The 25,562-nt window shown below is 46.2% G+C and carries 22 protein-coding genes; 11 read left to right on the top strand and 11 right to left on the bottom strand.

Going from position 1 to position 25,562, the window contains the following annotated elements:
• Positions 1-142: 142 nt before the first annotated feature.
• From A3729_RS17340 to A3729_RS17320, 5 genes are all read left to right on the top strand, one after another.
• Positions 143-3,886 carry a nitrate reductase subunit alpha gene (locus A3729_RS17340; protein WP_068508662.1) on the top strand — a complete coding sequence of 1,248 codons (3,744 nt, stop codon included), beginning with the start codon at positions 143-145 and terminating at the stop codon, positions 3,884-3,886.
• A 2-nt stretch (positions 3,887-3,888) separates the two neighbouring features.
• Positions 3,889-5,427, top strand: coding sequence for a nitrate reductase subunit beta (gene narH, locus A3729_RS17335; RefSeq protein WP_068508661.1), 1,539 nt, complete (start codon positions 3,889-3,891; stop codon positions 5,425-5,427).
• 1 nt (position 5,428) lies between these two features.
• Positions 5,429-6,193, top strand: coding sequence for a nitrate reductase molybdenum cofactor assembly chaperone (gene narJ / locus A3729_RS17330; protein WP_068508660.1), 765 nt, complete (start codon positions 5,429-5,431; stop codon positions 6,191-6,193).
• Between the two features lie 4 nt (positions 6,194-6,197).
• The gene (gene narI / locus A3729_RS17325) at positions 6,198-6,881 is read left to right on the top strand and encodes a respiratory nitrate reductase subunit gamma (protein WP_068508659.1); all 684 of its coding nucleotides are present in this window, start codon (positions 6,198-6,200) and stop codon (positions 6,879-6,881) included.
• Between the two features lie 117 nt (positions 6,882-6,998).
• Entirely contained in the window at positions 6,999-7,775 is a 777-nt protein-coding gene (locus A3729_RS17320; protein ID WP_068508658.1) for a peptidylprolyl isomerase, read from the top strand.
• A gap of 38 nt (positions 7,776-7,813) precedes the next feature.
• Here the strand turns inward: A3729_RS17320 and A3729_RS17315 are convergent, their stop codons facing one another.
• Entirely contained in the window at positions 7,814-8,650 is an 837-nt protein-coding gene (locus tag A3729_RS17315; protein ID WP_197470226.1) for an ABC transporter permease, read from the bottom strand.
• A gap of 102 nt (positions 8,651-8,752) precedes the next feature.
• On the opposite strand from A3729_RS17315, the gene A3729_RS17310 reads away from it, so the two are divergent.
• Complete coding sequence (locus A3729_RS17310; protein WP_197470227.1) at positions 8,753-10,249, top strand: DUF3336 domain-containing protein; 1,497 nt, start codon at positions 8,753-8,755, stop codon at positions 10,247-10,249.
• Position 10,250: 1 nt separating this feature from the next.
• Here A3729_RS17310 and A3729_RS17305 read toward each other — a convergent pair whose 3' ends face one another.
• The 3 genes from A3729_RS17305 to recG all read right to left on the bottom strand — a co-directional run bounded on the left by A3729_RS17305 (position 10,251) and on the right by recG (position 14,908).
• Positions 10,251-11,189: a sel1 repeat family protein gene (locus A3729_RS17305; protein ID WP_068508656.1), complete on the bottom strand. Its 939-nt coding sequence runs from the start codon at positions 11,187-11,189 to the stop codon at positions 10,251-10,253.
• Positions 11,190-11,318: 129 nt separating this feature from the next.
• Positions 11,319-12,734, bottom strand: a complete 1,416-nt coding sequence (locus A3729_RS17300) for an aminoacyl-tRNA deacylase and HDOD domain-containing protein (RefSeq protein WP_197475896.1) — start codon at positions 12,732-12,734, stop codon at positions 11,319-11,321.
• Between the two features lie 80 nt (positions 12,735-12,814).
• Complete coding sequence (recG, locus tag A3729_RS17295; protein ID WP_068508654.1) at positions 12,815-14,908, bottom strand: ATP-dependent DNA helicase RecG; 2,094 nt, start codon at positions 14,906-14,908, stop codon at positions 12,815-12,817.
• A 110-nt stretch (positions 14,909-15,018) separates the two neighbouring features.
• Here recG and A3729_RS17290 point away from each other — a divergent pair, with 110 nt between their 5' ends.
• A complete protein-coding gene (locus A3729_RS17290; RefSeq protein WP_068508652.1) occupies positions 15,019-15,897 on the top strand; it encodes an NAD(P)H-binding protein in 879 nt (292 codons plus the stop codon).
• On the opposite strand, the gene A3729_RS17285 is transcribed toward A3729_RS17290, so the two are convergent.
• From A3729_RS17285 to gmk, 4 genes are all read right to left on the bottom strand, one after another.
• The gene (locus A3729_RS17285; RefSeq protein ID WP_068508651.1) at positions 15,894-16,289 is read right to left on the bottom strand and encodes a RidA family protein; all 396 of its coding nucleotides are present in this window, start codon (positions 16,287-16,289) and stop codon (positions 15,894-15,896) included. The two genes, A3729_RS17290 and A3729_RS17285, sit on opposite strands and share 4 nt — an antisense overlap.
• A gap of 24 nt (positions 16,290-16,313) precedes the next feature.
• On the bottom strand, positions 16,314-18,428 hold the full coding sequence (locus A3729_RS17280) for a bifunctional (p)ppGpp synthetase/guanosine-3',5'-bis(diphosphate) 3'-pyrophosphohydrolase (RefSeq protein ID WP_304438931.1): 2,115 nt from the start codon (positions 18,426-18,428) through the stop codon (positions 16,314-16,316).
• Between the two features lie 199 nt (positions 18,429-18,627).
• Positions 18,628-18,843 (bottom strand): DNA-directed RNA polymerase subunit omega, encoded by a 216-nt coding sequence (gene rpoZ, locus A3729_RS17275; RefSeq protein WP_068508646.1) that lies wholly within the window; start codon positions 18,841-18,843, stop codon positions 18,628-18,630.
• A gap of 94 nt (positions 18,844-18,937) precedes the next feature.
• Positions 18,938-19,588, bottom strand: a complete 651-nt coding sequence (gene gmk / locus A3729_RS17270) for a guanylate kinase (protein ID WP_068508644.1) — start codon at positions 19,586-19,588, stop codon at positions 18,938-18,940.
• 188 nt (positions 19,589-19,776) lie between these two features.
• Here gmk and A3729_RS17265 point away from each other — a divergent pair, with 188 nt between their 5' ends.
• Positions 19,777-21,234, top strand: coding sequence for a hypothetical protein (locus A3729_RS17265; protein WP_156490714.1), 1,458 nt, complete (start codon positions 19,777-19,779; stop codon positions 21,232-21,234).
• Here the strand turns inward: A3729_RS17265 and A3729_RS17260 are convergent.
• From A3729_RS17260 to A3729_RS17250, 3 genes are read right to left on the bottom strand one after another with little or no spacing between them, the layout of a single operon-like run.
• Positions 21,231-22,121, bottom strand: a complete 891-nt coding sequence (locus A3729_RS17260; RefSeq protein ID WP_082865453.1) for a TIGR01212 family radical SAM protein — start codon at positions 22,119-22,121, stop codon at positions 21,231-21,233. The genes A3729_RS17265 and A3729_RS17260 overlap by 4 nt on opposite strands.
• Positions 22,122-22,124: 3 nt before the next feature.
• On the bottom strand, positions 22,125-23,021 hold the full coding sequence (locus tag A3729_RS17255) for a U32 family peptidase (protein WP_231872238.1): 897 nt from the start codon (positions 23,019-23,021) through the stop codon (positions 22,125-22,127).
• Positions 23,022-23,044: 23 nt separating this feature from the next.
• The gene (locus A3729_RS17250) at positions 23,045-24,040 is read right to left on the bottom strand and encodes a peptidase U32 family protein (RefSeq protein ID WP_068506974.1); all 996 of its coding nucleotides are present in this window, start codon (positions 24,038-24,040) and stop codon (positions 23,045-23,047) included.
• Positions 24,041-24,192: 152 nt separating this feature from the next.
• Here A3729_RS17250 and A3729_RS17245 point away from each other — a divergent pair, with 152 nt between their 5' ends.
• The 3 genes from A3729_RS17245 to A3729_RS17240 all read left to right on the top strand — a co-directional run bounded on the left by A3729_RS17245 (position 24,193) and on the right by A3729_RS17240 (position 25,558).
• Entirely contained in the window at positions 24,193-24,675 is a 483-nt protein-coding gene (locus A3729_RS17245; RefSeq protein WP_068506978.1) for an SCP2 domain-containing protein, read from the top strand.
• A gap of 133 nt (positions 24,676-24,808) precedes the next feature.
• Positions 24,809-24,970 (top strand): DUF2986 domain-containing protein, encoded by a 162-nt coding sequence (locus A3729_RS30970; protein WP_082865452.1) that lies wholly within the window; start codon positions 24,809-24,811, stop codon positions 24,968-24,970.
• A gap of 153 nt (positions 24,971-25,123) precedes the next feature.
• Positions 25,124-25,558: a PilZ domain-containing protein gene (locus tag A3729_RS17240; protein WP_068506981.1), complete on the top strand. Its 435-nt coding sequence runs from the start codon at positions 25,124-25,126 to the stop codon at positions 25,556-25,558.
• Positions 25,559-25,562 lie beyond the last annotated feature (4 nt).

The raw sequence follows: 25,562 nt of genomic DNA, 5'->3' as shown, positions 1-25,562 counted from the left end.
GAGCAATCGCACTAATGGAGTCGTGTTATGTACACAATACTGCCAATGTGCTTTGAATATCAATTGTTCAAAAATAATCGTTTGTTTGGCCATGACAGAAGTTAAGTGATGGGAATAAACAAACAAGGGTGAGGAACCACAAATGAGTCAGTTTTTAGACAGGTTACGTTTTTTCAAAACGAAAAAGCAGGACTTTGCCTCAGGGCATGGCGTAACAACCAACGAGGATCGTGGCTGGGAGGATGGCTATCGCCGTCGTTGGCAGCACGATAAAATTGTACGATCAACACATGGGGTCAACTGTACTGGCTCATGTAGTTGGAAGATTTATGTTAAGGATGGCCTGGTAACCTGGGAAACCCAGCAAACTGATTATCCTCGTACGCGCCCTGACCTTCCTAACCACGAGCCACGCGGCTGTCCTCGTGGTGCGAGTTATTCCTGGTACATCTATAGTGCAAACCGCTTGAAGTACCCAAAGGTACGTAAAGCTCTATTGAAGCTATGGCGCGAAGCTAAAGCCCAGCATAGTGACCCGGTTAAAGCTTGGGAATCGATTGTTAACGATCCGGCAAAAGCTAAATCCTACAAAGAAAAACGTGGTATGGGCGGCTTGGTTCGTTCTGACTGGAAAGAAGTTAATGAGCTGATTGCTGCTTCTAACGTTTACACTGCTAAGAAATATGGTCCTGACCGTATTACCGGCTTCTCGCCAATTCCTGCGATGTCGATGGTTTCTTATGCGGCAGGTGCTCGTTACTTATCCTTGATCGGTGGTAACTGCCTAAGCTTCTATGACTGGTACTGTGATTTGCCACCAGCATCTCCTCAGATTTGGGGTGAGCAGACTGACGTACCAGAATCTGCAGACTGGTATAACTCTGGCTACATCATTGCTTGGGGTTCTAACGTTCCACAAACGCGTACACCTGATGCTCACTTCTTCACTGAAGTTCGCTATAAGGGTACTAAGACTGTATCCGTTACACCTGACTACTCAGAAGTTGCGAAGTTGACCGATGAGTGGATTCACGCGAAGCAAGGTACTGACTCAGCAGTAGCGATGGCAATGGGCCACGTTATTCTGAAAGAGTTTCACGTAGATAAGCCAAGTGCTTACTTCACTGAATACGTGCGTACCAAGACTGATTTCCCTTACTTGGTTATGTTAGAAGAGTCTGATCAAGGCTTACAGCAAGGTCGCTTCCTAAGAGCCTCTGATCTCGATGGTAACTTGGGTCAAGAAAACAACCCTGAGTGGAAGACGATTGCAGTTAACGATGCGAGCAATGAGTTGGTTTCACCTACCGGTTCAATAGGTTATCGCTGGGGTGAAAAAGGTAAGTGGAATATTGATCAGCTAGACGGTAATACCGGCGAAGAGATCAAATTAGGCTTATCACTAAAAGATAGTGCAGACGAAGTGGTTGAAGTTTCCTTCCCTTACTTCGGTGGACAAGAGCACGAATACGGTTATTTTGATCATACTGATCACGATGCGAATCAACTACGTAAAGTACCTGCTAAGAAAATTAAGTTAGCAGATGGTAGTGAGAAGTTGGTTGCAACTGTATTTGACCTGACTCTTGCAAACTACGGTGTTGAGCACGGTTTAAACTGTGCAAATTCAGCATCAAGTTTTGACGAAGACAAGCCATACACGCCAGCATGGCAAGAAAAAATCACCGGTACGCCGCGTGAGCAGATCATCAAGATCGCACGAGAGTTTGCAGACAATGCAAACAAGACGACTGGTCGCAGCATGATCATTATCGGTGCGGCGATGAACCACTGGTACAACATGGACATGAACTACCGTGGCGTTATCAACATGTTGATGATGTGTGGTTGTATCGGTCAATCTGGTGGCGGTTGGGCTCACTATGTTGGACAAGAGAAGTTGCGTCCTCAGTGTGGTTGGCTACCGCTAGCATTTGGTTTGGATTGGCAGCGTCCACCACGTCAAATGAACGGTACCTCTTTCTTCTACAATCACGCAAACCAATGGCGTTATGAGAAATTGGAAATGGAAGAGGTTGTGTCACCTTTGGCTGATAAGTCTAAGTGGCAAGCTTCTATCATTGACTACAATACGCGTGCAGAGCGTATGGGTTGGTTGCCATCAGCACCTCAATTAGCAATTAACCCATTGCAGTTGACTAAAGATGCTGAGAAGGCAGGTAAAACTCCTCAAGAATACACGGTTGATCAATTGAAGAACGGTTCTTTGAAGTTTGCTTGTGAAGATCCGGATGATGTTCAAAACCATCCTCATAATATGTTTATCTGGCGTTCAAACCTATTAGGTTCGTCAGGTAAGGGTCATGAATACATGCTTCGTCACCTTCTAGGTACTAAGAACGGTCTTCAAGGTAAAGACCTTGATGAACGTGGCGCCAAGAAGCCAGAAGATGTTAAGTGGCACGATACGCCAGTCGAGGGTAAGGTCGACTTGCTAGTGACGCTAGACTTCCGTATGTCGACTACCTGCTTGTATTCAGATGTTGTATTACCTACAGCAACTTGGTACGAAAAAGACGATATGAATACGTCGGATATGCATCCGTTTATTCACCCTCTTTCTAAAGCGATTGACCCGGTTTGGGAATCGAGATCTGACTGGGATATCTTCAAAGGTATTGCCAAGAAGTTCTCTGAACTTTGTGAAGGCCACTTGGGTGTTGAGAAAGATTTGGTCACGGTACCGCTTCAGCACGACACACCAGGAGAGCTTGCTCAGCCAGAGGGTGTGAAAGCATGGTGGAAAGGTGAGTGTGACCTGATTCCAGGTAAGACGGCACCAAACCTAGCCGTTGTTGAACGTGATTACCCGAATACCTATAAGCGCTTTACTTCGCTTGGCCCATTGCTAGAGAAACTAGGTAATGGTGGTAAGGGTATTACTTGGAACACTGAAGATGAAGTGAAGTTCTTGGGTGAGCTTAACTATAAGCACACTGAAGAAGGCGCGCATCAGGGTCGTCCGAAGATTGAGTCGGCAATTGATGCCTCTGAAGTGATCTTGAGCCTGGCACCAGAAACTAATGGTCAGGTAGCGGTTAAAGCATGGGCTGCACTGTCAGAGTTTACCGGTAAAGATCACACACACTTGGCTAAGCCGAAAGAAGAGGAAAAAATCCGCTTCCGCGACATTCAGGCGCAGCCTCGTAAGATCATCTCTTCTCCTACCTGGTCAGGTCTGGAAGATGAGCACGTATCTTATAACGCAGGTTATACCAACGTACACGAGTTGATTCCATGGAGAACAGTGACAGGTCGTCAGCAGTTCTATCAGGATCATGAGTGGATGCGTGACTTCGGTGAAACCCAGTGCTTGTATAAGCCACCAGTTAACATGAAGACAGTTAAGCCTTTGTTAGACAAGAAACCAAACGGCAACAAAGAGATCGTATTGAACTGGATTACACCTCACCAGAAATGGGGTATCCACTCAACCTACTCTGATAACTTGTTGATGTTGACCCTTTCACGTGGTGGTCCGATTGTTTGGATCTCGGAAGTTGATGCAGCAAAAGCAGGCATCGAAGATAACGATTGGATCGAAGTGTTCAATGTTAACGGTGCCATTGCATGTCGTGCGGTCGTTTCCCAGCGTGTAAACGAAGGTATGAGCTTGATGTATCACGCACAGGAACGACAAATAAATATGCCGGGGGCTGAAACAACCAAGACACGTGGTGGTATGCATAACTCTGTTACAAGAGCGGTTATGAAGCCTACTCACATGATCGGTGGTTACGCACAGCAAGCATACGGATTTAACTACTACGGTACCGTTGGCTGTAACCGAGATGAATTTGTAATCGTCCGTAAGATGGACAAAGTTGACTGGTTGGACGAGTCGTCTGAAGAGCGAGGAGCATAGCGATGAAAGTACGTGCACAAATAGGCATGGTCCTGAACCTGGACAAATGTATCGGCTGTCACACTTGTTCTATCACTTGTAAGAACGTATGGACGAGCCGTGACGGTGTTGAATACGCTTGGTTTAACAATGTTGAATCTAAGCCAGGCGTGGGTTTCCCTAAAGAGTGGGAAAACCAGGAAAAATGGAACGGCGGTTGGGTCCGTGGTAACGATGGTAAGTTGACACCGCGTCAAGGTAACAAGATGCGTGTGTTGGCGAATATCTTCGGTAACCCTGACCTACCCGAAATCGATGACTACTATGAGCCATTCGATTACGACTACGAGCATCTGCATACTGCGCCAGAAAGCAAGCATCAGCCAACGGCTCGTCCGAAGTCGCTGATCACTGGCAAAATCATGGAGAAGATCAACTGGGGCCCAAACTGGGAAGAGATTCTAGGTACGGAGTTCGCTAAACGTAAAGTTGATTCAAACTTCAATGAAGTAGCGCAGAAAGACATCTACGGTCAGTTCGAAAAGACCTTTATGATGTACTTGCCACGCTTATGTGAGCACTGTTTGAATCCGGCTTGTGTTGCAAGTTGTCCTTCAGGTGCGATCTACAAGCGTGAAGAAGACGGTATCGTATTGATCGACCAAGACAAGTGTCGTGGTTGGAGAATGTGTGTATCGGGTTGCCCATACAAGAAGATCTACTACAACTGGAAGTCTGGTAAGTCAGAGAAGTGTATTTTCTGTTACCCACGTATCGAAGCGGGCCAGCCAACAGTTTGTTCTGAGACTTGTGTAGGTCGTATCCGTTACTTGGGTGTACTTCTTTATGATGCAGACCGTATCGAAGAAGCAGCAGCAACGCCGCTAGAGAAAGATTTGTACCAGGCACAGTTGGATATCTTCCTAGATCCAAATGATCCTAAAGTGCAAGATGCGGCACGCGCTGAAGGCATTCCTGATAGCTGGATTGAGTCGGCTCAAGCATCACCTGTTTATAAGATGGCAATGGACTGGAAAGTAGCGCTACCGTTACACCCAGAGTACCGTACGCTGCCAATGGTTTGGTACATCCCACCACTATCCCCAATCCAGAATGCTGCTGAGCAGGGTCGTATTGGTATGGACGGTGTGATTCCAGACATTAAGTCACTGCGTATTCCGGTACGGTACTTGGCTAATTTGCTAACGGCCGGTGAAGAAGCGCCAGTTGTGAATGCACTAGAAAGAATGCTGGCAATGCGTTCATTCAAGCGTTCACAGCAAGTAGAAGGCAAAGAAGATCTGGAAGTTTTGAAGAAGACGGGTTTAACAGCCTTACAGGTTGAAGAAATGTATCGTTACATGGCGATTGCTAACTACGAAGACCGTTTCGTCGTGCCATCAAGCCATAAAGCTTACGCAGAAGATGCTTACGACATGAAGAGTTCATGTGGTTTCAGCTTCGGCAATGGCTGTAGCGATGGTAACAACGAAGTCAACATGTTTGGTGGTAACAAACCAAGTAACCGAGCGAATATCATCGCGGTTTCAGGAGGTGACTAAGATGGATACTTCAAATGCGAAGGTGCTAGCTGTTGTATCTTGTTTGATGGATTACCCACGGGAAGACATCCTTCTTTACAAAGGTGAATTGGATCAAGTGGTAGCGGAGGCTGGCCTAGCGCCAGCCATCGAAACCAAGTTGCTGGCGTTTATTGAAAACCGGGCAGCGATGGATCTAATGGACTGGCAGAGTGAATACGGTGGTCTATTCGATCGTGGACGTTCGGTCGCGCTATGGTTGTTTGAGCACGTACACGGCGAATCCCGTGATCGTGGCCAGGCAATGGTAGATCTGGTCGATATGTACCGCGAAGCAGGTTTAGAGCTGGACAAGCACGAGTTGCCTGACTACATCCCCTTGTTCCTGGAGTTTCTCTCAACCCAAGGTAAAGAGAACGCCCAGAATTGGTTGCAGGAAATGGAGCATATTTTAGGCTTGATCCAGTGTCGCTTGGAAAAACGTAAAAGTGATTACTCGGTTTTGTTTGAGGCGCTTCTGGACTTTGCTGACAGTAAGATCGAATTGGACGAAATTCGTGAGCAAATCGCTGATGAGAAGCGAGATGACACGAAAAAAGCAATCGACAAAGAATGGGAAGAGGAAGAAGTGAAGTTTGGTGCTGAGTCACTAGATAAAAGCTGCGAGTCTTCAACGCGTCGACCCAGCGAAGCTCAGCGTCGTGACCAAGATATCCCGGTTAACTGGGTAGGTTTTGATGCCACGCCGTCCTCGTCACAATCTTCTATCTCCGATAAGAGAGGATAAGAAAATGGATTACTTAAATCATTTATTCTTTGGAATTTACCCCTACATTGCTTTGGCAGTGTTCGTTTTAGGTTCGATTGTGCGTTACGACCGCGATCAATATACCTGGAAAACTGGTTCAAGCCAGATGTTAGAAAGTGCTCAATTACGAAAAGGCAGCCGCCCTTTCCACGTGGGTATCATTATGGTTTTGATGGGGCACTTTGTGGGCCTATTAACGCCACATGTGGTATGGGAAACACTTGGCGTAAGCGATAGTTTCAAGCAAATGGTCGCAATGGGCATGGGTGGCTTCTTTGGCCTGGTGTGCTTATATGGCTTGGTGATTCTTGTTAAGCGTCGTTTAGGTAATGAGCGAGTGCGAGCGACTAGCTCAAGAATGGATATCCTTATCCTACTCTTGTTGTTGGTTCAGCTACTACTAGGCTTGATCTCGATCTTCGTATCGATGGGTCACCTGGATGGTGTTGAAATGGTTAAGCTAATGAGCTGGGCGCAAAATATGGTCTTGTTTAACGGCGTTGAAGCTTCAGCAGCGATTGCTGATGTTCACCCAATCTTTAAGCTACACGTAGCCTTGGGTATGACTTTGTTCTTGGTCTTCCCATTCAGCCGTTTAGTTCATGTTTGGAGTGTGCCAGTTAAGTACTTCTCTCGTAACTATCAGGTTGTACGTAGTAAGGCTTAATAGCCATCTTATCCCCGCAAAGCGCGGGGATATTTTCAAAGGGGTCAGACTCGATTGAAACCTTAGTTTCAATCGAGTCTGACCCCTTTGAAAATATAGACTAAGTTGGAGTTAGATATGATCCGAGTGAATCAAACAGAATTTGATGAAACAGCCATCGTCAAAGAAATGCAGTACCACGTGGCCCAAACGCACACGGAATCGAAAAATAAGGCTTGTGAGTCTCTGATTATCAGTGAGCTTCTTAAGCAGCGTGCTGAAGCTTTAAATCTAGCAGGTGGTGCAAAGAGCCAAGAAGCCCAGAGTACTGAAGATGCGTTTCTTGAAGCTTTGTTAGATACCGAAGTCGAAGTACCTTCGGCCAGTGAAGATGATTGCCGTCAGTATTTTGAAGCAAATCCTAAAAAATTCATGACCAGCCCCTTGGTCGAGGCGCGTCATATCTTGCTTGATGCATCACCCGATGATGCCAATGCTCGTTCCGAAGCAACGGAACTGGCAGAGCAACTGATTAAACGCTTACAAGAAAATATTGGGCAGTTTGAAGAGCTGGCCAAGATGCATTCCAAATGCCCTTCAAAAGAGACGGGTGGTCACCTTGGGCAGCTTGGTAAAGGCCAAACTGTGCCAGAATTCGAACGTCAGTTATTCAATTGTCCTGAAGGTTTAGCCAGTGCGCCAATCGAAAGCCGTTATGGTGTGCATGTTGTTTTCATTAACCACAAAGAAGAAGGTAAAGCTTTACCTTATGAGATGGTTAAAGAACGAATTTCTGATTACCTGAATGAAAAGGTTAGACGTAAAGCGATTGCCCAGTATATTCATTCATTAATTATGGATGCCGACATTGAAGGTTTCGACTTTAGTGTGTCCGACTCCCCTTTAATGCAGTAAGCTCCCCATATTTGGGGTCAGAGTAAAAATGGCTGTTTTTACTCTGACTCCAATTTCTTATCTAATAATGATCGGCTCAAGGTCATAAAAATGACTGAAGAGATCCCTGCAGCGGCAAATAGCATACACATCACCATTATCTGATAGCGAGCGGCAATAAAAGGCGATACGCCAGAGAGTATTTGCCCCGTCATCATTCCAGGTAGCGAGACCAGACCGACGGCGAACATTGCATTGATATTTGGAATCATTGCCGTGTTGAAAGCCGTATTCCGTGCAGTTTCGTAAACATGGCCACTACGAAGTTCAGCCTGTAAACGTTCGCCAGCCAAACTAATGCTGGTCATTGAGGTTGCAAAAATCATCCCGGCTAGTGGAATCATATAACGTGGCAAGTACCAAGGGTCTAGCTGTAACACTAGCTGTGTGACCAGAGCAAGCATTAAACCGCCACCAATAAATACCGCAATCAGCGCTTTACTGAATAACTGAAAGCGTCCCTTTGTTGATAGTGCGTTGTTGCCAGTGCTATCTGACAGCGTGTTTAGAGATATCCAGCTCGATGCCAGCATCATCACTGATAGAACAGCCAAGGTGAGCAAGCTGCTTTCTGATTCGAAGATCATGATCAGCGCGTAGCCAATTAATAGCAGCTGGAGTAGCATGCGGATGATTGAGTAACAGGCTTTTCCGTATGCCAGCCCCCAATATCGCATTAGAGCAATCACAAAGAAAGTAGGGATAAAAGCGATGAGCAAGCGTTCAAAGGGAATGATTTCAATAGTCATCGGAAACTCGAAGTGATTGAAAGGACGGCGCGTATCATAACATGGAGCAGAGTAAAGCGATGGCACTTCAAGAATGATCTGGGTCATACAAAACCTGAAGAATACTCATAAAATGGTAAATAATACGGCGAAAAGTGGTATCTCCTGTTAAGCTTGAAAGCAATCATGACTTTACTTCGGAGAGTACGAGTGTTTTTTGAAAGCTCATCCAAGAAACTAGCTAAGCTTGAAATCAACATGGCCGCTGCAGAAAGCTATCAGGCTTGGTGCAGTGCGGCAGAAAAACATGACCTGGCTTCGGGTGCCAGCGAATGGAAAGAGCTTGAGCATACAAGCGAATATGACTACAAACAGATTCGTCATCGTCTAGAAGCTCTTCAGAGGCTTCGTCGAGACAACAATTATCATGGCTTACTGTTCGCTCTGAATGAAGGTATACATGGCAATATGGGGGGAATGGGTAAGCCTGTTCTCTATAACCATGCCAAGTATGGTACGAAGAAACTTATCGAAGAGTATGTCGATGAGATAGTTGAGTCCATAGAGCATATCGCAGAATTAGATGCCTCGCAGATCGATTATGAAGAGCGCCTAGACTTCTTTCATCGAGCCAGCCTTTGCTACGGCCGAACAGCGCTGATGCTCAGTGGCGGCGGTGCACTTGGACATTTCCACATTGGTGTTGTAAAAGCCTTGCTTCAGCAAAATCTTCTACCAAGTGTTATATCAGGCGCTAGTGCGGGCTCGGTCATTACAGCCATATTTGGTACGCATACAGATTTGGAGCTAAAAGAACTCATTCAGCCAGTGAGAATGTTAGCTGAGGCGAAAGAAAATGCAGGCTGGCTTAAAAAGCTCTTGTATGGAAAGAGAAAGCGCGCTGATATCAAAGATTTTGAAGAGCATGTGCTCAATCGTTTGGTACCTGATCTGACCTTCCAAGAAGCGTATGAACTCACAGGCCGTCGGATCAATATTTCCGTAGCGCCTGCAGAACTCCATCAGACCTCTCGTTTGTTGAATGCGATTACTTCACCAAATGTTTATATTCGTACTGCTGTGCTTGCTTCGTGTGCAGTGCCCGGTATTTTCCCTTCTGTCATGTTGGAAGCGAAGAATGAGCTTGGTGAGCGTCAAGCCTATCTACCCACACGACGCTGGATAGACGGTTCTTTTAGTGATGACTTGCCGGCTAAGCGTTTGGCTCGTTTATACGATGTGAATCACTATATCGGAAGTTTGATTAATCCGATCGTATTGTTTACTAAAGATGGTTGGGATAACACGAGAATTCCAAGTTGGGTACGCTGGCTAACGCATAAGAGTGCTAGCCGTTTTGCCAAAGCAACTTGTGCCGTGAGTCAGAAATATACTCCAAACTGGACGCGTTTTAATGTCTTGATGAATACCGTTGCCTCGGTGCTAAACCAGGAATACAGCGCCAATATTAATGTCTACCCGGATTTTAGAAAATTCGATTTTCGGCAAATACTTAGCCCGCTGTCTGAAGCCGAGTTACTAGAGCTGGTTCGACAAGGGGAATTGGCAACCTGGTCACAGATGGAGCGAATTCGTATTACCAGCAAAGTAGAGCGAACGCTGGAGCGAATTTTGGAAGAATATGGAGAAAATGACCTGCTACATGCGAAGATGAAGCGGCGTAAGAAACAGGTTCAAAAAACCTAAGTTAGTGCATGTCCAGCTGTAGGGACATTTTATCAATAGGCGTTACTGAAAGTAGTGATTTCATACAACGCTTTGAGTCGTAGCCGCACAAAGCGATCTCCTCATCCGAAAATATCCAGGGTTTGCCAGATTCATACAATTCCAAGCGGGCGTTGAGAGGTGCTTGGTACTGCTCCATATAGTGGTGCTTGGCGCTATAGTATTTTAAACTCGATAAAGCATCCCTTTGCGTGATTACTGCTCGTTCGAATAAACCATTAGCCGCATAAACGGCAGCAGCAGTGTCTAGAAAAAGAGGGCGGTCTGAAAGGTCCTCATCATCGATGATATCCTCTATCATTTCTAAAGCACGTTGCGGGTTTCTAAATGAATCATTGGGATATGTTGCCAGCCACCAAGCATAGAAAGCATTGGAGCTGTCAAAAACCTGGTTTTCAATCGATTTCTCAAAATAGTAGCGTGCATTGTCAAGATTACGCTCAGTCCCGTGCCCAACCAGGCTGCTATGCGCTAATACTGCCAATGCCCAATAATACTCCTGGTACTTTTCGCTTTTCAGGATTTTAAAAGCTAATGACTTATCTGGCTCTTCAGTGTCAGCAAGAATTTGGTAGGCTTTTATCAAGGGTATGTAATAGTCATAAGCTTGGTCATAGCGCCCATAATCTGCTTTTTCTGCGATATCGAGATAAAGACGGGATTTTTCCAGATCTCTAGGGACTTGATAGTCGAGGATATAAAGGTTCGCTGCATGCAATGCGGGAATTCGGTAGCCGAGCTTTGCGTCCTGCTCGAAATAATGAAGGGCTTCAGGATAGTTGTGTGCTTCTAGATTTTGTAAGGCTTGTCTAAAGTTCGTTGCACAGGCGCTGAGTTGGATTACTAGAGCTATCACTAGTGAGAGTTTTATTGCACGACTGATCAAATTACCACTAAACACTACCGGCTATCCTTATTTAAATAATCCTTCAGCTATTCTACCACTGGTTTAGAGTATGTACACTTTAATGAAATATAAATAGAGAAAGGCCGAGACGATGTCCGGGCTTTCTCTAACAAGTAAAGTAAACTAACGCCCCATGAGACCCGCCACGGCTGCAACATCATCTTTGCTTTCCAGTAATTGTGCCAAAGCTTCCTCGGCTTTTTCTGGTGTGATGTGCAGACGGGTATAAATACTTTCATCAAGTTTGTCGGCTGGTTTAGGAACAACGCCTGCGTCAGCCAGCATATCTTGAGTGAGCTGCAGTAAACCGGCGTATTCAGCATTTACACCTTCGAAGGCCTGATTCTTTTGGTGTCTCAAGCCAATAATGACTTCTTCTGGCATATTCCAGACAGACATCAGCTGGCTACCAATTTGTTCACGAGTAATGCCCAGTAAGAAGTGCTCAATATAGCCACTGTCTAAATGGGGGTTTGCTTCAATATAGCGACACATCAACGAGAAGTGAGGCGGGAAGACGTGTGCAAGCACCAAATAACCAAAGTTATGCAGCAAGCCCGAAAGATAAGACAAGCCGAAACTGGGGCGATAAGTCGGGTCAATTTTGCTTAGAATTGAGGTCGTACCTAGAGCTAGCCACATGGCTTGCTGCCAATAGGGGGCATAACCTTTTGGCTCATCCTTAGGAACTTTTAGTGTTCTTCCCAGAGCTAAACCCATTGCCAGGTTCATCACCATATCAAAGCCCAATACCCTGATGATCGCGTCGTGAACTGACTTGATCTTTCCGGGTGCATTGTAAAATGAGCTGGAAGCCCAGCTAACTACCTGAGCAGCAAGGCTTGGATCTTTTTCGATGATATCTGCCAGTTCATCAGCGCCTGCATCAGGGTTGGAGCGAAGGCGAATAATTTCTTGTGCACTCTGAGGCAGAGGTGGAAGCTCAAGAGTGTCTTCCAAGCGCTGTTTAATACGTAAGGAGGTAAACTTCTCAATCGCTTGATTGATCTGCTCAAGGTCACTGCCTGGTTGATTTATGTTGTAAGGTATCGATGATAGAGGCACTGCAACGCTTTCGACTTTAGCTTTTCTAGTTGAGGCTGAAAAGGCCTCTTTACTCAGCTTGATCAGTTTATCTGCTTCATCGGTTTCGATATAGACGGTATCCTGTTCGATGACACGAGCATCGACAATCGCCGGTAAACCGGTGATATCCGGAATAGCCGGAAGCGTTTTGATGCTATGCACGGCGATTAGGCTGTGTACATCCTCATGTGGCAGCGCTTCGAATGAGCGCCCTACCTTACTGTTCAAACTGTCGACATCCAGCATACTGTCGGCTAAAAATATTAGCTGCGAACGCCCTAGTGTGTCTGCCATCAAGATGGTTTTCAGAATCTGGCTATCGGGAATGCCTTCACGGTCAACCAACACTGGCTGGTCCGCTTCAGTCAAATTAATTTCGGCATCATTCTGGTATTGTTCAAAAACTTTATTCACCACCGCGGGTATCATGTCATTTAACTCTTTGTTATCCATAAGCGTTTCCATATCAATAAGCTAAGTGTAGATCAATCCAGCAAAACAGTTCGTCAATTTAGTCGAAGGTAACAAAAATACTAAACTTCTCCATAAACACGCTTTGCGCCGACCCATCGACGAATCAATAGTTCACTGAGCTTGGAGTCCTCAAACACTTGTGCAGCCATGGTTTTGACTTCAGGAAGCCAATTTTGGTCACGTTGAAGGTCTGCAATCCGAAATTCGACCATACCGGTTTGCCGGGTACCCAGAACTTCACCAGGGCCTCTTAACTCCAGATCTTTCTCGGCAATGACAAAGCCATCGTTACTTTCGCGCATTACACTTAAGCGCTCTTTGCCATTGGCGGATAGAGGTGGGTGGTACATTAGCGCACAATAGCTTTTTAAAGCGCCCCTTCCTACGCGGCCGCGCAACTGATGTAGCTGGGCGAGCCCTAAGCGCTCAGGGTTTTCAATAACGATAAGGTTCGCATTGGGAACGTCCACACCGACTTCAATAACAGTCGTAGCAACCAATACATCAATACGCCCTTCTTTGAACTGATCCATGATTAGGCTTTTATCCTGAGCCTTCATTCGCCCATGAACCAAGGCGACAACCAAACCTCCTAGCTGAGCTTGTAACCAGGCCAGGCTTTCCTCTGCAGCCTGACACTGCAGGGCTTCAGATTCTTCTATAAGAGTGCAAACCCAATAGGCCTGACAGCCGGCTTCACAAGATTTTCTAACCCGTTCAACCATTTCGGAGCGTCGACTATCTGGAATGGCAAAGGTTTCTATTTTTTGTCTGCCTGGGGGGAGTTCATCGATTACCGAGGTGTCGAGGTCGGCGTAGGCGCTCATTGCCAATGTCCGGGGTATGGGCGTGGCGGTCATAATGAGCTGATGTGGCACCAAACCGGAGTCTTGCCCTTTGTTTTTTAAGGATAAACGCTGGTGAACACCAAAGCGGTGTTGCTCGTCGATAATCGCCAGGGCCAAGCGTGAAAACTTCACTTCATCTTGAAACAAAGCATGTGTGCCGATGACGACTTGAGCATTACCCGATGCGATTTTTCCCAAGGCGGCTGCTCGGGTCTTGCCCTTTGACTTACCACTTAGCCATGCGATTTCTATCGAGTTGCCATCAGGAAGCTTAAGCTCGGCAAACCACTGACTGAAGTTCAATAGATGTTGCTCGGCAAGAATTTCAGTGGGAGCCATTAAAGCGACTTGAGCACCCGACTCTACAACCTTTAAGGCTGCCAAGGCCGCAACGATGGTCTTACCTGAGCCGACATCGCCTTGTACCAATCGTAGCATGGGGAAGGCTTGGCCTAGGTCATGGTCGACGTCGCTGCACACTTTTTTTTGTGCACCGGTTAGTTCAAAGGGGAGCTGCTCAAGCAGTTGAGTGCCTAGCTGGCTATTATTCTGGCAAGGCAAGGCTTGGTGACTTTGTACGCCTTTGCGGAGTTTTAACAGACTTAAGTGATGCCCGAGTAATTCTTCAACAATAAGGCGTTGCTGACATAAATGCCGCCCTTCTAGCAAAGCGAGTTGGTCGGCTTCGGTTGGTGGAGCATGTAAGTAACTTAGTGCATGTTTAAGTTCCGGTAGCTGGTAGGCTTTTCGAATGCTAGGCGGCAGTAGATCGCGGACATCGCAGCGATCCAGCCAGCCAAGCGCTTGACGACAGATTGCACGGAGTCTTGCTTGTTGAATTCCTTCGGTTAAGGGATAAACCGGAGTTAAAGTTTCGGGTGCGGTATTCTTCTCGTCCCCTGTGATGATATTGTACTCAGGGTGATAGAATTCTATTCCCAGCTTTCCAAGCCTGGCCTCACCATAGCAACGCAGGTAGGTACCTTTTTGAAGTTGCCGGGCTTGAGCTGCGCTGAAGTGATAAAAACGCAGTGTAACGGTGCCGCTGGCGTCTTTTACTTTGACTTCTAGACTACGCCTTCTTCCATGAACGACTCTACTACCGAGCACTTCCACTTCAAACAAGCCTTGCATGCCGGGGCGAAGCGAGGCTGCAGAGTGAATACGAGTTCGGTCTTCGTAACGAAAAGGCAGGTGGAAGAGTAGGTCCTGCATGTTGTGAATATCGAGCTTGGAAAGTGTTTCAGCCAGTTTGGCGCCCACACCTTTTAACTGCGTAAGCTCTATTTCCTCCAGCGCTGCCATGCCGATTTAACCCTTTTGTGTGAGTGCAGGTACTTCCATGCATCTACGAATGTCTTTTAGAGTACTTCGTTTTATACTAGCGACAAATCATATAGAAAAGGCTTGGCGCTATGCAAGGTAAGAAGGTTTTGATAGTCGGTTGCGGTAAAATCGGTGGGCGCGTAGCGAAGAGGCTTTCAAGTGACTTTCAAGTTTTTGGTTTACGCCGAAGACCTCAAATGTCTCAGGATGACATTCATTATCTTGCTGCAGATGTTCGAGAGGCATCGAGTTTAGAAGAGGTGTTTTCACAAGTCCTGACTGATGGTGTTGATTACCTGATTTATTGCCTGACGCCTTCCCAGCGCACCGAACAGGCTTATCGTGATACCTATGTCACGGGTTTAGAAAACACGCTTACGATGCTTCCTAATCCGAAGCGCTTAAAGCGATTGATCTTTGTTTCCAGTAGCAGTGTCTATCACCAGAATGATGATAGTTGGATAGATGAGCAAAGCCCTTGTGAACCAAAACAGTTTTCAGGAAAGCTTATCTTTGAAGCGGAAGGTCTACTTCGACACAGCGGCATACCCAGCACGATTATTCGTTTTAGCGGGATCTATGGTGGTTCTCGTCGCCAGTTAATTAATCAGGTAAAGCAGTCTGCGGAAAGTGGCGCGGCTATTTTAAGTAAAGCCTTACGTCGAAGTAACCGTATTCATGAAGATGATTGCGTGGGTTTTATTGAGCACTTAATTCGCTTGAATGCTCAAGGCTCAGCGTTGGAGCCGCTATATCTTGCTAGTGATAGTGAACCAGTAGATCTTAATGAAGTGATTATCTGGCTAGCAGAGCACTTGGGGCTGACCATCAATACCCAACCTTCCGAGCAGGCAAAACGGCGAAGCGGAAATAAGCAGTGTTCCAATAGGCGAATGTTGGATAGTGCTTATCAACTTCACTATCCGACTTTCCGAGAAGGTTATCAGGCGATGTTAAGACAAACCTAAATAGATGAATTCATCACCATTATGCCATCCATTTCAACCTGAGCATCTTTAGGTAGTGATGCGACGCCAATGGCGGCTCTTGCGGGATAAGGCGCTTCAAAATACTTGGCCATGATTTCATTCACGGTGGCGAAGTGTCCTAGGTCTGTCAGGAAAATATTGAGTTTAACTATGTCTTGAAGTGTACCGCCTGCGGCATTGCATACAGCGGTAAGGTTATCAAATACTCGCGTGATTTGCGTGCTGATATCGCCTTCTACCAGGCTCATCGTACTTGGGTCCAGCGGGATCTGGCCAGATAAAAAAACGGTCTCGCCGACTTTTACTGCCTGGGAATAGGTTCCGATTGCTTCCGGTGCATCTGCTGTTTGAATAATGGACTTGTTACTCATATTTCCTCCTGGAAGCTAATCACTTTATTTTGATATGACTCTGGTAAGCCTTAGAACGGCTTTGATTGAGCGAATTCGGCGCATAACTCGAGCCAGGTGTCGTCGACCCTGAACATGTAGCACAACACTAACAACACTTAGTTTGGCGTTTTGTTCCGTCACGCCGATTCGTTCGATATTACCTTCGGCGTGCGTTATCGCTGCGGCTAGCTCGGCAATAATGCCGCGTTGGCGTTCAAGCTCTACCTTCAATTCAACGGTAAACTCATCGGTAATATCTTTCACCCAGGATAAGTGCATTTGAACCTGATTGTTGCTTAGGTTCATAATTTTTGAGCAGCCCTCGGAATGAATGGTGATGCCAGAGCCTGTGTCAGGTAAGCCTACGATCGGGTCGCCCGGGATCGGGTGGCAGCAATGTGCGAAAGACAGGTTCATTCCTTCTGAGCCCTTGATCATCATGGACACTGTAGAGGTATCTTGAGCTTCGTTTTCAGCCTCATCTTGTATTGCATCAGACATCAATTGACGAGCAATGATGAACGGCATGCGCTGACCTAAACCGATATTGCGCAGGAGTACATCCATGCTCTCGGCTTGGTTATGTTCAAGAACTTTTTGAATCTGTGCTTCAGGAATATCTTTCCAGGAAACATTAATGCCAGAGAGTGACTTATCGAGCAAGCTCTTACCAAGCGCTAGGCTTTCGGCTTCGCGTTGGTCTTTCAAGTAGTGCCTTATGCTGCTCTTGGCTTTACCGGTTGTGACAATATTCAGCCAAGCCCTACTTGGTTTAGCGCTAGGGGCAGTGACTACTTCAACCGTTTGCCCGCTTTGTAGAGGTACGCTCAAGGGGGCAAGTTGTTTGTTTACGCGACAGGCGACACAAGCATGACCAATATCGGTATGGATAGCATAGGCGAAGTCGATTGGGGTTGCCCCCGCAGGTAATTCGAGAATCGCGCCTTTGGGTGTGAATACATAGATCTCGTCGGGGAAGAGGTCGATCTTAACGTGCTCAATAAACTCCATAGAGTCAACGGCTCGTTCACGAAGTTCTTTCAGGCCGCTTAGCCAGCGATCAATACGCGCCTGATTGGCCAAGGCGAGATCTGACTCATCTTTATATTGCCAGTGTGCAGCAATACCGTAGTCAGCCAAATCTTCCATATCCTTAGTACGAATCTGAATCTCGATATTAACGTGCATACCGAAAAGTGTCGTATGGAGAGACTGGTAGCCATTTGCTTTAGGTACGGCGATATAGTCTTTAAAACGAAAGGGCAGCGGCTTGTATAAACTGTGGGCGGCTCCGAGCACGCGATAACAATCGTCTTCAGAGTCAGTAATAATTCGAAAGGCATAAACATCCATAATTTCATGGAAGGATTTATGCTGGTATTTCATTTTTTTATAAATGCTGTTCAGGTGCTTCTCGCGACCGAGTATCTCAGCATTAATACCGCGTTCTTTGAGCTTATCTTCAAGGCAATGTTGAATATCGGCAAGAATTTCATTGTGATTGCCACGTAACTTCTGCACTGCCTGGCCAATATATTTGGCTCGCATCGGGTACATGGCGGCAAAGCCTAAGTCTTCTAGCTCTACCCGAATGCTGTTGATGCCCAGTCGGTTGGCAATTGGCGCGTAGATATCCAGGGTCTCGGTGGCAATGCGTCGACGCTTTTCGGCATGCAAAGGCCCCAGCGTACGCATATTGTGCAGGCGGTCTGCCAGTTTGACTAAAATGACACGAATATCTTTGGCCATCGCCAAGGTCATTTTCTGGAAGTTGTGGGCCTGCGCTTCGGCTTTGGACTTAAACTCTATCTGCGTCAGTTTACTTACGCCATCGACCAGGTCAGCGACAGTATCATTAAACTGCTCGGCTAACTCTTCTTTGGTAACCTCGGTGTCTTCAATGACATCGTGAAGCAGTGCGGCCATTAGTGTTTCGTGATCCATGTGCAAACCAGCAAGGATCTTGGCAACGGCTACCGGATGGATGATGTATGGGTCGCCACTTCGACGGTACTGACCTTCGTGTGCATCTTTAGCACACTCGAAAGCCTGCAAGATCATAGAGACCTTGTTGTCATCCAGATAAGTTCTGACTGCCGCTTCGAGTGATTCTATCAATGCCTGTTCTGCCTGTTCTTTAATAATATGTTTCTAGAAACACGAGTGCCTTAAAATACGAGGGGGATAAGCTCTAAAGCAAAAAAAAGCCGAACGTTTCCATTCAGCTTTATGCGCTCTCACCTATCTTAAGTGAGAACAGATGATTTTCAAGAGTAATTCTCAAGAAAACCACATAATTTATTCATTTTTCAGCAGATTAAGAAGAAATCTCTTCGCGCTTGATCACATCATCATTGATCAAACCTTCTGCAATTTCACGCAAGGCAACAACAGTAGGTTTGTCATTTTCCCACTCTACGAAAGGCTCTTTGCCGCCATTTGCTAGTTGTCTGGCTCTCTTGGTTGAAACCATTACCAATTCAAAACGGTTATCAACGTGATCTAAACAATCTTCAACGGTCACTCTAGCCATTAAATTTTCACCTCTGGAAAAGACGCACTACTCAATAAATAAGGCAGAACTACAGTCCCACCCAAAAACGACCGAACATACTACGAAAAACGCTCTAAGAAGACAATAGCTCGGTCAATATTTCTTCATGCTGCGCGCTTTGACTGGCGGTGTCTAGCCGATTTGATTTAAAAATCGACAATAGATCGCTTAATGCATCGCCAAATTGATCGTTAATAACCAGATAGTCGTACTCATGATAATGGCTACTTTCACTGGTTGCATCGGCCATGCGGCGCTCAATGACTTCTTCACTATCTTGGCCGCGCCCTTGTAAGCGTTCGCGCAAGGCGGCTTTAGATGGAGGTAGGATAAAGATGCTCACGGTATCTGGCATCAGTTCTCTTACTTGCTGCGCACCCTGCCAATCGATTTCAAGAATAACGTCTTGCCCAAGCGCCATACGCTGCTCAAGCCAGGTCTTGGAGGTACCGTAGTAGTTATCGAAAACTTTTGCATGCTCTAGAAAGCCAGATTCAGATATGAGCTGCTCAAACTCGGGGATGCTGACAAAGTGATAATTAACGCCATCGACTTCCCCGGGACGAGCCTGGCGAGTGGTATGAGAAACTGAAACTTCGATACCTGAGTCGGCTTCGAGTAAGGCTGCTACCAGGCTTGTTTTCCCTGCTCCGGAAGGGGCTGAAACGACATATAAACGCCCTTGCCTTGCAACTTCTTTAGACTTTTCACCTGTGCTACCCACTCTTTCTCCTCCAGATTCTAAGCAATGTCTAGGCTGTTATTCATCAGCTAAAACAACTATATTTAATGCGATGTGGAGCATTATGCTAAATTTCAGCTAAAAAGAGTATCTCTTAGTCTCAGTAGATCTTGATAAAGCGCTACAGACGAATTTTATTGAACGGCTAATACTGTTGGTATAAACACCCTGTGAAACAATATTGTCATTATCACCCGATTTCTCCGGCAATCTGGCATTGCCTGTCATGCGAGCGTCATTACGATAAGCTTTGCATGCCCGATGGTGACGAAAGGCAGCAGAAGGCTAAGTGCCCACATTGTAAAAAGCCCATGTCTTTTCTTGAGAAGCGTCACGAGATGCCTCCATTTTGGTCAATGCAACAGCGTTTTTTCGGTCTGCCATTTAAAACAGACGCTTTGTTGCTTTCCTTGTTGTTAGGCCTTAGTGCACTAGCGATGCACTTAAATGCGATATTCGCCCTGCTACTTGCTAGTATCTTGTCTCTAGTGCTTGTGAACTTCTCTGTGCAGGTAGCGCGGAGCTATAGTAAGGCGACTCGCTTATCATCGACGACAGGTTCAAGCTCATTTAATGGGGGGGTGCCAGGAATTGCCTCGGCTTTAGATTTTAAACAGGCTAAGACGAGCCTGATTATTACCGGACTATTAATCGTTTGCTTTGCGCCCCCCATACTTTTACTGAATTATGTTAGTGGCTGGCTTGCCCTAACCTACGCGTTACTTGTTTTATCGATTCTGCCCAGTGTATTGCTTATGCTGCTGTATAGCGATAAACGGCAAGGCGGCCATGGATCTGCTCCACCTAGTTGGATGAGCATTATTAAAAAGATGCACTTATCTTATGTCAGCTTGATTGCATTTTTTGCGATGAGCTATTTGAGCGTATTGGTGATCGCAGATTTGCTTCACCCTGTATTACCCTCCTTTGCTTTTGCTCCGGTTTGTGTGCTGCTGACGGCATATTTTGTTATAGCCCTGTTTGCGGTTTTGGGTTACGTCTTAAAGCGTTATGAATTCTTTTCATCGGTGAGCAGTGTCAAAGCGCTTGAGAGCGAACAAGACAATACGCCAACTGACAGCTCACAACGAATCAATGCTGACTTAGATATCGCGATCAAAGATGGTGACTTTTCCAAAGCCTTGTCTCTTTTGGAAAACAGTATGAAAGGCAAGGGAAAGCGGTCTGACTTGAGAGTCCATCAGCTGTATACGCTATTGCTAGAGCGCCGAGACCTGGTTCGCCTGGAACAGCATAGTCACTTGTTTTTTGAACTCTTACTGGGTCGGGGGCAGAAGTTGGCAGCTTATGAGTTGTTTGAAATGCTGCGCAATGAGCAAGAGAAGTTCCTGGTGCACGATATTCAACTGAGCCTCGATCTGGCTGAAGCGTTTTATCAGATGAAAGAGTATAAACTGGTGCTTTGGTTAGCACGTGAAGCGCACCAACGATTTGACTCGTGCCCGGAATTGGCGAAGTTATATTTACTAGCCGCTAAGACTATTCTTTCGAAGTCCAAGACACCGGAAAAAGCACGTGCATTCTTGCACTATATTGACGAGAACTTTCCGGATACCGAGTTTAAGGAAGCCGCAAGGCGCTTGCTAGAACACCTTGACTCACATTAACTGAGCCGATCATTGATGGCATTGAGTATTTGCCACTTCTTCCCACACCACTGTGGGGCAAGCAGAATGTCTTGCGAGGCTGTTCCGGTTAGCCGGTGAACGATTACGTTTTTAGGAAGGCGCTCAAGCATTTTGACCACGGTATCGATATACGCTTGCTCAGCGACAGGTTCATACAAACCTTTCTTCCATTCTCGTGCTAGCTGCGTTCCTTTTACAATATGAAGCGGATGGAACTTGATTCCATCTGTTCCCAGTGCCAAGACTTTATCTAAGGACTTCAGGCTATCAAGGGCTGCTTCGCCAGGAAGCCCCACTATTAAATGCGTACATACTTTTATCCCCATATCGCGAGCACGCCGACAAGTATCTTCATATTCCATCCAGCCATGACCACGGTTGACCCGCAGGAGTGACTCATCATTAGCGCTTTGTAGTCCTAATTCCAACCATATTTCATAGCCTTGCTCCTGATAAGCCAAGAGCAGTTCGAGCACCTCATCGGGAACACAGTCAGGGCGAGTCCCTATCGACAAGCCAATGACGTCGTCGACCGCTAAAGCACGATCATACAAGCGCTTTAGGTTTTCGGCCTCATCATAGGTGTTGGTATAGGCCTGAAAGTAGCCAAGAAATTTCTTGGCTCCGGTACGCTTGGCGATCACCGCTTTGCCGCGTGCTATTTGTGACTCAATTGAGTCTGGCGCTTTGGCGTTGGGGCTGAAGGATGCGTTATTACAAAAGGTGCAGCCACCAATACCTTTGCTACCGTCTCGATTAGGACAAGTAAAGGAAGCGTTGAGAGAGAGCTTATGGACATGCTCGCCATGGCGCTGTTGCATATACTGGCCAAATGAAAGATAAGGCCTTCCAGCCACAACACTCACAACTTAAACCATTTGACTTGATTGCATATCCATACCCGGCTTGCCAAACCAATAACCGTTGCAATCCTGATCGCTCAGCGCAATTTCACTCGACTGGCCATCAAGCGCATCACGGAAGCGACGAATGATGTCACTCATACCCTCAGCACGAGGGCTTAAGCGCAAGACATCAACATCGAATTTTTTCATTTCAGGCACCTGTGCAAGCAGGTTATAAACCGACGAAGACTGCGTTTGGATGCCGTTAATATTAAATAGGGCCTGTTGCTCCTGACTCTTTACTTCTAGCCCTTCCGGGTAGTGAATGCAGCTAAAGCGACAATCATCCTTGGGTAAGTCCAGGTAACGTGCGGTAAAACACCGCGCGGAGTAAGCGAGAGGAAGATGGCCATAGCTGAAGACTTCGGTTTCAATCTTCTCACGGATACCAAGATCACTTGCCTCGTCGTGAATGGTTTGTAAGCAATGGCCCGAGAGCTCAACCGGCATAACCCAACGTCGAGCACCGTTTCTGACCATAATCGATAAAGTGCGTGCATTGTAGATATTGGTGCTAGGACCACAGACAAAGGGTACTCCTTTGCGCGATAGTAATTGCACTGCAGAGATATCGTTCGCTTCAACTTGAACCGGGGCGTTTTCACAAATATTCTTTAAGGTGCTTAATTCAGAATCTGCCATTAATAACGCCAGACTGGAAATTACGACTTCTTTACCTGATTCCGATAGTTCCTTGGCTAGCTCTAGCCATTCAGCAGTTTTTAATTCTCGGCGCTTAGAACACACCGTCTCGCCTAAATAAATAACATCGACAGGGCTGTCGAGCATCTCTTGGTAGAAGTCATAAACGCGCTGTTTTGGCCAAAAAAACAGGTTTGGGCCTAGTGATAATTTCATCATATTACTCCCTAAATCTGCGGGGTTTATTGCCAGGCGCGCGTATAAGCGCCCAAAGTGGTTTGCGAGCCTTCAGAGACTTTATCGAGTGGCTTGCTCCATTGGGGTTTCACTTTAAAGTTATCCGGGTCGCGCTGATAGCTGTCTAAAGCTTTGCGCCAAACCGAGACAACCTGTTCAACATAAGCCGGGCTGCGTTGTCGACCCTCAATTTTTACAGCCTTGATGCCGATCTCTGTTAAGTCAGGAATTAAGCCAATTGTGTTCAAGCTTGTTGGTTCTTCGAGTGCATTGTAGAGACGGCCTTCCACTTCAAATCGGCCTTTACACAAGGTTGGGTAACCTGCTTTTTCATCTTCCTGATAACGGTCAATTAGCACATTGTTCAAACGTGACTCCAGGCCGTCTTCTGTTTCTTCCCAGCGAACAAAGCTTGCAGGCGAACAGGCACCGCAAGTATTGGGTGATTGGTCGGTTAGGTATGAAGATAAATAGCAGCGCCCTTCAGCCATAATGCATAAGGAACCAAAGGCAAAGACTTCTAATTCGATAGGCGACTTCTTAGCAACTTGCGCCACCTGCTTGAGTGATAAGACGCGTGGCAGCACAGCGCGGCGAACATTGAAATTGCGCTTGTAGAAACTTAGTGACTCAGCATTTGTGCCAGAGCCCTGAACCGACAAGTGCAGGTTTAGATTGGGGTGCTTTTGGGTGGCGTAATCCAGCACCCCCATATCAGCACAAATTAGCGCATCGGCCTGAATATCGGCGGCTACATCAACGGCTCGTTGCCATTTACTCCAACCTTCGGGCTGGGCATAGGTATTCACCGCGATATATAACTTAACGCCTTTGGATCGCGCATAAGCTAAGGCTTGTGAGACCTTTTCTTCTTTGAAGTTTAAGCCTGAGAAGTGACGTGCATTAGTTTCGTCTTTAAATCCTACATAGACGGCACTGGCACCACTATCTACCGCTTTTTTAAAGGCTGGTAAACTGCCAGCCGGACAGACCAAATCCATAAAGAAATACTCGAAATAATACGTCTGACCATTGTGAAGAATCCCCCGGCTAGTCACTATCCCTATTGGTGGGTATTTTATGTACCAACTTGCCGGGATATAGTTTCCTTTAATATCTGTTCGCTAATCTCGTTTTAAGGAGCGAAGCTACAATGCTATTGTCGAGCCCGAGAACTCTGCTTCCAAAATTACCTTTGACTTTGGTCAAACCTGTTCGCCATATGCCTTTTGGCCTGCAAAGTTTAGTGCTAAAAAGAGTGCTGAAAGCGGCCTTTAAGTCAGCCTTGGATCAAGGTGACATGGATTTTCTTAAACAGCGTTGGCTAAAAATCGAGATTAGCGATGCGGATATCAATTGGTTCTTTAGTTGTGGTCCTCGAAACGAGATATTAATGCAGAAGGATGCGCAGACGGACGTTTGTATTCGCGGTAGTTTGCGTAGCTTTATTTTGCTCGCGGCCCAAAAAGAAGACCCGGATACGCTGTTCTTCCAGCGTGACTTGGTGATTGAGGGTGACACTGATCTGGGTCTTGAGATCAAAAACCTGATGGATAGCCTGGATCTCGATGACTTGCCACCAGAGCTGCTATTTGCCGTAAGAAGTGCTGCAGAGTATGTGACAGTATTTAGCTAAATACTCTTACTCCAATAGCGCCCGTCCGCTTAGGAGGTAATCCATTGTTTTGGGTATATAAGCTTCCACCAAGCTTCCACCAAGCTTTCCTAACGACTAGAATCCCCCTATCTATCGTTAAAGGCCAGATTTGATGAATCGTAAAAAGAAGCTGAACTCCATCCTCAAGAAAAAACTTAAGAAGGCAAATGCCAAACTGGCGCCTAAGAAGAATGATAAACCTCGCTATATATCCAAAGCAGAACGGGCTGTAATGGAAGAAGAAAACACCTTAACTGAGATCAAAAACGACTAATAGATTGTCGGCTTATAGCCTTTTCTTGGGTGGCCGTGTACCTTCCAAAAAATTAATCTTTTTCATCTTATAAAAAAGTGACAAAAGTCTCACTTCGATCCATATTGTTAGCAGCTAGCATTTTGTACTTAGCCTAAGAGATGTACCGCAGCGATGAATACACCCGCACCACGAGCTTATATTCGCCACCCGTCCAAGGTTGGTATACAGGTTACGCCTTTGAGTACGCGCGAGCAGCTCAATCTGGAGATTAATAATATCAGCCAGGGTGGTCTGTCTTTTGATTCCAATGTTTCATTTTTCAAAGATACTGTGGTGAAGCTGAAAATACCTTCGGTTAAGCCGGTATTTAAGGTCAATGCAATTATTCGTTGGTGCCGAGAGCAAAGTGACAAGCAAGGCAGCCCATACGAGCTGGGCGTAGAGTTTCTCGACAATGATGACGCCTTTAAAGTTCGTATGATCGAACAGGTATGTCATATTGCCGAGTATCGAAAAGACTTGCAGGAACAGTTGGGTAAGCGAGTGACCTGGAATCAGGCCTCTCAGGAATGGATTAGCAAGAATGGGGGCAGCTTTCCGCGCTAGTCCG

Source organism: Oleiphilus sp. HI0043, from assembly GCF_001634935.1.
This window is presented reverse-complemented; position numbering and strand designations above follow the sequence as displayed.

Bases quoted from the DNA above. Each gene is read 5' to 3' on its own strand.
- A3729_RS17340 (WP_068508662.1), top strand. From the start codon at position 143: ATGAGTCAGTTTTTAGACAGGTTACGTTTTTTCAAAACGAAAAAGCAG.
- narH (WP_068508661.1), top strand. From the start codon at position 3,889: ATGAAAGTACGTGCACAAATAGGCATGGTCCTGAACCTGGACAAATGT.
- narJ (WP_068508660.1), top strand. From the start codon at position 5,429: ATGGATACTTCAAATGCGAAGGTGCTAGCTGTTGTATCTTGTTTGATG.
- narI (WP_068508659.1), top strand. From the start codon at position 6,198: ATGGATTACTTAAATCATTTATTCTTTGGAATTTACCCCTACATTGCT.
- A3729_RS17320 (WP_068508658.1), top strand. From the start codon at position 6,999: ATGATCCGAGTGAATCAAACAGAATTTGATGAAACAGCCATCGTCAAA.
- A3729_RS17315 (WP_197470226.1), bottom strand. From the start codon at position 8,650: ATGACCCAGATCATTCTTGAAGTGCCATCGCTTTACTCTGCTCCATGT.
- A3729_RS17300 (WP_197475896.1), bottom strand. From the start codon at position 12,734: ATGGATAACAAAGAGTTAAATGACATGATACCCGCGGTGGTGAATAAA.
- recG (WP_068508654.1), bottom strand. From the start codon at position 14,908: ATGGCAGCGCTGGAGGAAATAGAGCTTACGCAGTTAAAAGGTGTGGGC.
- A3729_RS17290 (WP_068508652.1), top strand. From the start codon at position 15,019: ATGCAAGGTAAGAAGGTTTTGATAGTCGGTTGCGGTAAAATCGGTGGG.
- A3729_RS17285 (WP_068508651.1), bottom strand. From the start codon at position 16,289: ATGAGTAACAAGTCCATTATTCAAACAGCAGATGCACCGGAAGCAATC.
- rpoZ (WP_068508646.1), bottom strand. From the start codon at position 18,843: ATGGCTAGAGTGACCGTTGAAGATTGTTTAGATCACGTTGATAACCGT.
- A3729_RS17255 (WP_231872238.1), bottom strand. From the start codon at position 23,021: ATGATGAAATTATCACTAGGCCCAAACCTGTTTTTTTGGCCAAAACAG.
- A3729_RS17250 (WP_068506974.1), bottom strand. From the start codon at position 24,040: ATGGATTTGGTCTGTCCGGCTGGCAGTTTACCAGCCTTTAAAAAAGCG.
- A3729_RS17245 (WP_068506978.1), top strand. From the start codon at position 24,193: ATGCTATTGTCGAGCCCGAGAACTCTGCTTCCAAAATTACCTTTGACT.
- A3729_RS30970 (WP_082865452.1), top strand. From the start codon at position 24,809: ATGAATCGTAAAAAGAAGCTGAACTCCATCCTCAAGAAAAAACTTAAG.
- A3729_RS17240 (WP_068506981.1), top strand. From the start codon at position 25,124: ATGAATACACCCGCACCACGAGCTTATATTCGCCACCCGTCCAAGGTT.